Below are 3,241 nucleotides of genomic sequence, written 5' to 3'. Positions count from 1 at the left end.
TCGTGCCCGAACCGGTTCTGCCATCGCAGGCCCCACCTTCAGTAGCGATCCCGCTACTACCAAAGATGAGGCCTGCGACCCGCACTGTCACACCACCCGGCGAACGTGACCGGTCACCGCACTAGCGCGCGTTCATCCCCGGTACCTGACCCCCGGCGTGGCGACCGTCACGATGGGGGTCGTCTCGGCGGCGTTCTTCGTGCTGCTGGCGTTGTCGTCGAGTAACGTCCTGGCCGACTCGGCGTCGGCGACCGGGCTGCTGATCGCGTTCTACTACGGGCTGATGGGTCTGGCCTGCGTCTGGATCTTCCGCAAGGACCTGCGCCGGAGCTGGCGCGCCCTGCTGGCCAAGGGCGTGCTTCCGCTGATCGGGGGCCTGGCGCTGCTCGGGGCCTTCGTTCTGTCGATCAGGTCCTATCTGCCGGCTTCCAGCAGCGCGACGCACTTCGCGGGGGTCGGCGGGATCTTCCTGATCGGTGCCGGAGCGTTGCTGGTCGGGGTGGTGTTGATGCTGATCGCGCGCTGGCGTTACCCCGGGTATTTCCGTCGAGGTCTATAGACTTCAGGCCATGAGCACGCCGCCTCCATCCACTCCTGTGCCTGCTCCTGCGCATCGGAGCGGTCGGCGGGCCGGACGGCGCAAGACCGACGTGCTCCAGGCGGCCGTGCGGGTCCTGGCCGAGCGCGGCGCCGAGGGCACCCGCTTCCAGGACGTCTCGGCGGCCAGCGGGGTCCCGGTCAGCACCCTGCAGTACTACTTCGGCTCCCGCGAGGACCTGCTGATCGCGGCGTTCAAGCACGCCTCGGAGACCGAGACGGCGCGCCTGCACGAGGAACTGGCGCAGGTCCCGGACCCGTGGGACCGCCTGGTGCGCATCATCGAGACGGTGCTGGAGGGCTGCCGACCGGAGGCGCCGGAGAGCGGACGCGTGTGGATCGAGTCGTGGCGTTACGGGATGCGCGACGAGGAGATGCGGCAGGACGTGCTGCGCGACTACAACGCGTGGCGCACGCTCATCGCCGCCGCGATCCGCGCCGGGATGGACAGCGGGGCGTTCGCGTCCGGGGATCCGGAGCCGGACGCGATCGTGATCCTCTCGCTGCTGGACGGGATCGGACTGCCGACGGCGCTCGGGGATCCCGCGGTGTCGATGGCCAGGGCGCGCGAGTTGATGCTCGGCACGATGGCGCGGCTGCTGGAACCCACCGCGGTCCGCCGGGTTCGGTGACGGTTCGCGACGCTTCGCGATCTACAGTGTCGCTATGAGCATCGAGGGTTTCCGCAGGTTCGCGACAGATGCGGCCGGTACCTCGCCGCTCTATGCGGCGTTGGCCGACCAGGTCGCCGGCGACGCGCGGTTGCGGGAAGTGTTTGAGGCGGCCGGCGACCGGCACGTGGCGTTGTTCTTCGCCGTCGTGCAGCGGGTGCTTGCCGACCATCTGGACGATCCGCTGGCCGCGTACTACGCGTCGTTCGGTGGTGACCGCGCGCCGGATGCGGAGCTGGCGGGTGTGTTCGAGAGGTTCGTCCTCGGCCACCGCGACCGGATTGAGGCGCTGCTGGTCGCGGGGGATACCCAGAGCAACGAGCCGCTGCGGGCCGCGCAGTTGCGGCCGGCGTTCGGCTGGGCTCAGGCGGGGCTGGGGCGGCCGCTGGGGCTGATCGAGGTTGGGACCAGCGCGGGGCTGCTGCTGTACCCGGATCGGTATGGGTACGAATACGAATTCGCCGACGGTTCGGTGTTGGAGTGTCCGCCTCTGGCGAGTTCCGACCATCGTGAGGACGTGCTGGGACCGGTGCTGCGATGCCCCATCCGCGGTGCCGCGACTGCGAAGACGTTCGGCCCGTTTGTGAGCAAGGCGCTGCGGATCTCTTCGCGGGTCGGCCTCGATCTGAACCCGCTGAACCCGGCCGATGCCGAGACCCGGGCCTGGCTGCGTGCGCAGGTCTGGCCGGAGGAAGCCGCCCGCCGGGCTCGACTGGACGCGGCGTTGGCCATGGCGGTCAGGTATCCGGTGCGGCTGCGCAAGGGCGACGCGGTCGACATCTTGGCGGCGGCGGTCGGGAAGGTGGCGGCCCCGGCGGTGCCATGCGTCTTCGTGTCGAACACGCTGGGGCATTTCGACGCCGAGGGCCGCGGTGCGTTCGTCGAGCTTGTCAGGGCTCTGGGTTCGCGTCGGGACCTGGTGCTGATTCTGAAGGAAGCTGATTCGGTCGGGCTGGGGTTGTTCGTCGAGCGGCCGGTGGAGGATCCGTCCGCGCCGCGGGTGGAGTCGGTGGCGGCGGTGCTTTATCAGGCTGGTCGTGAGCGGTGTTTCTCGCTCGGGACGGCCGGGCCGCATGGTGCGTGGTTGGACTGGGCGCCGGCCATGCTCTGAGCTTCGCGTACGTCGGGTAGCCCCGGACGTGTGCGTGTCCGGGGCTACATCGGGTGAGTCAGGGCTTTGACGGCGTCCCGGGGGTCTGCGGCGTTCCCGGCGTTCCCGGCGTCTCCGGTGTCGGGCCCGGGCAGACCGTGTTCGCGGGCAGCAGCTCGCGTGCCGACTGTTCCTGTGCGGTGCTGGTGCCGCCTACCAGCGGTGCCGCGGCTGTGGTTCCGTCGGGACGGATGACCGTCACGGAGGTGATCGTCGGGTAGGGCAGGAGGCCTTCGGCTTCGGTGCTGGTGAGCTTCACCTCGGCGACGCCGGACGAGCCGACCGTGACCGGGTCCGTCTGGAAGGGCGTCGAGCCCTTGCCGGGGCCGTGGTTCTCCGTGCCGGAGATGGTCACCCGGGAACCGGGGGCGGCGACGACGGCCGCGTACATGGTCTGGGCCGGCTGGTCGAGTTCGGGGAGGGGCACGGCCTCGACGTGGGATGTCTCGCCGGTGTCGATCGCGGTCGGCAGCTGGAGCCAGACTCCCTTGTAGGAGTCGAAGCCGACCATGCGGTAGGTGGCGCCGCCGTGGCTGACGTCGACGAGGGCTGCGCCTTGGCCGCCGGAGTGTGCCAGGTCGCCGGCCCAGCGCAGGGTGAAGGTGTAGGAGCTGAGTTGGTAGCCGCACAGTTTGAAGGAGCCGACGAGGTTGGTCAGGACGTTGCGCGTGCCGTCGTCGACCGGCTTGCCGTAGGCGTGGATCATGGCGTCGACGGTCGGGGCCGCCTGCGACTTCGAGGTCGTGTAGCCGGGGAAGAGGGAGTAGTCGGTGGGCCAGCCGAGCATCATCGCTTGGTTGGTGGTCGTCGACAGGGTCGGGGG

Annotated in this window: 3 protein-coding genes and 1 pseudogene; 3 read left to right on the top strand and 1 reads right to left on the bottom strand. The window is 69.8% G+C overall.

Features of this window, described 5'->3' with window-relative positions; genetic code table 11:
• The first annotated feature begins 157 nt into the window (after positions 1-157).
• From GWK61_RS53435 to GWK61_RS53425, 3 genes are read left to right on the top strand one after another with little or no spacing between them, the layout of a single operon-like run.
• Positions 158-559, top strand: a complete 402-nt coding sequence (locus GWK61_RS53435; RefSeq protein WP_194922071.1) for a hypothetical protein — start codon at positions 158-160, stop codon at positions 557-559.
• Between the two features lie 10 nt (positions 560-569).
• Positions 570-1,229, top strand: a complete 660-nt coding sequence (locus GWK61_RS53430) for a TetR/AcrR family transcriptional regulator (protein ID WP_194922069.1) — start codon at positions 570-572, stop codon at positions 1,227-1,229.
• Between the two features lie 34 nt (positions 1,230-1,263).
• Positions 1,264-2,379, top strand: a complete 1,116-nt coding sequence (locus GWK61_RS53425; RefSeq protein ID WP_194922067.1) for a DUF2332 domain-containing protein — start codon at positions 1,264-1,266, stop codon at positions 2,377-2,379.
• A 58-nt stretch (positions 2,380-2,437) separates the two neighbouring features.
• Here GWK61_RS53425 and GWK61_RS53420 read toward each other — a convergent pair.
• Positions 2,438-3,241, bottom strand: a pseudogene (locus GWK61_RS53420) (hypothetical protein); the annotation flags it as partial.

The sequence above is a fragment of the Catenulispora rubra genome, from assembly GCF_015356825.1.
Lineage (GTDB): Bacteria > Actinomycetota > Actinomycetes > Streptomycetales > Catenulisporaceae > Catenulispora > Catenulispora rubra.
This window is presented reverse-complemented; position numbering and strand designations above follow the sequence as displayed.

Coding starts and splice junctions, on each gene's coding strand:
- GWK61_RS53430 (WP_194922069.1), top strand. CDS start 570: ATGAGCACGCCGCCTCCATCCACTCCTGTGCCTGCTCCTGCGCATCGG.
- GWK61_RS53425 (WP_194922067.1), top strand. CDS start 1,264: ATGAGCATCGAGGGTTTCCGCAGGTTCGCGACAGATGCGGCCGGTACC.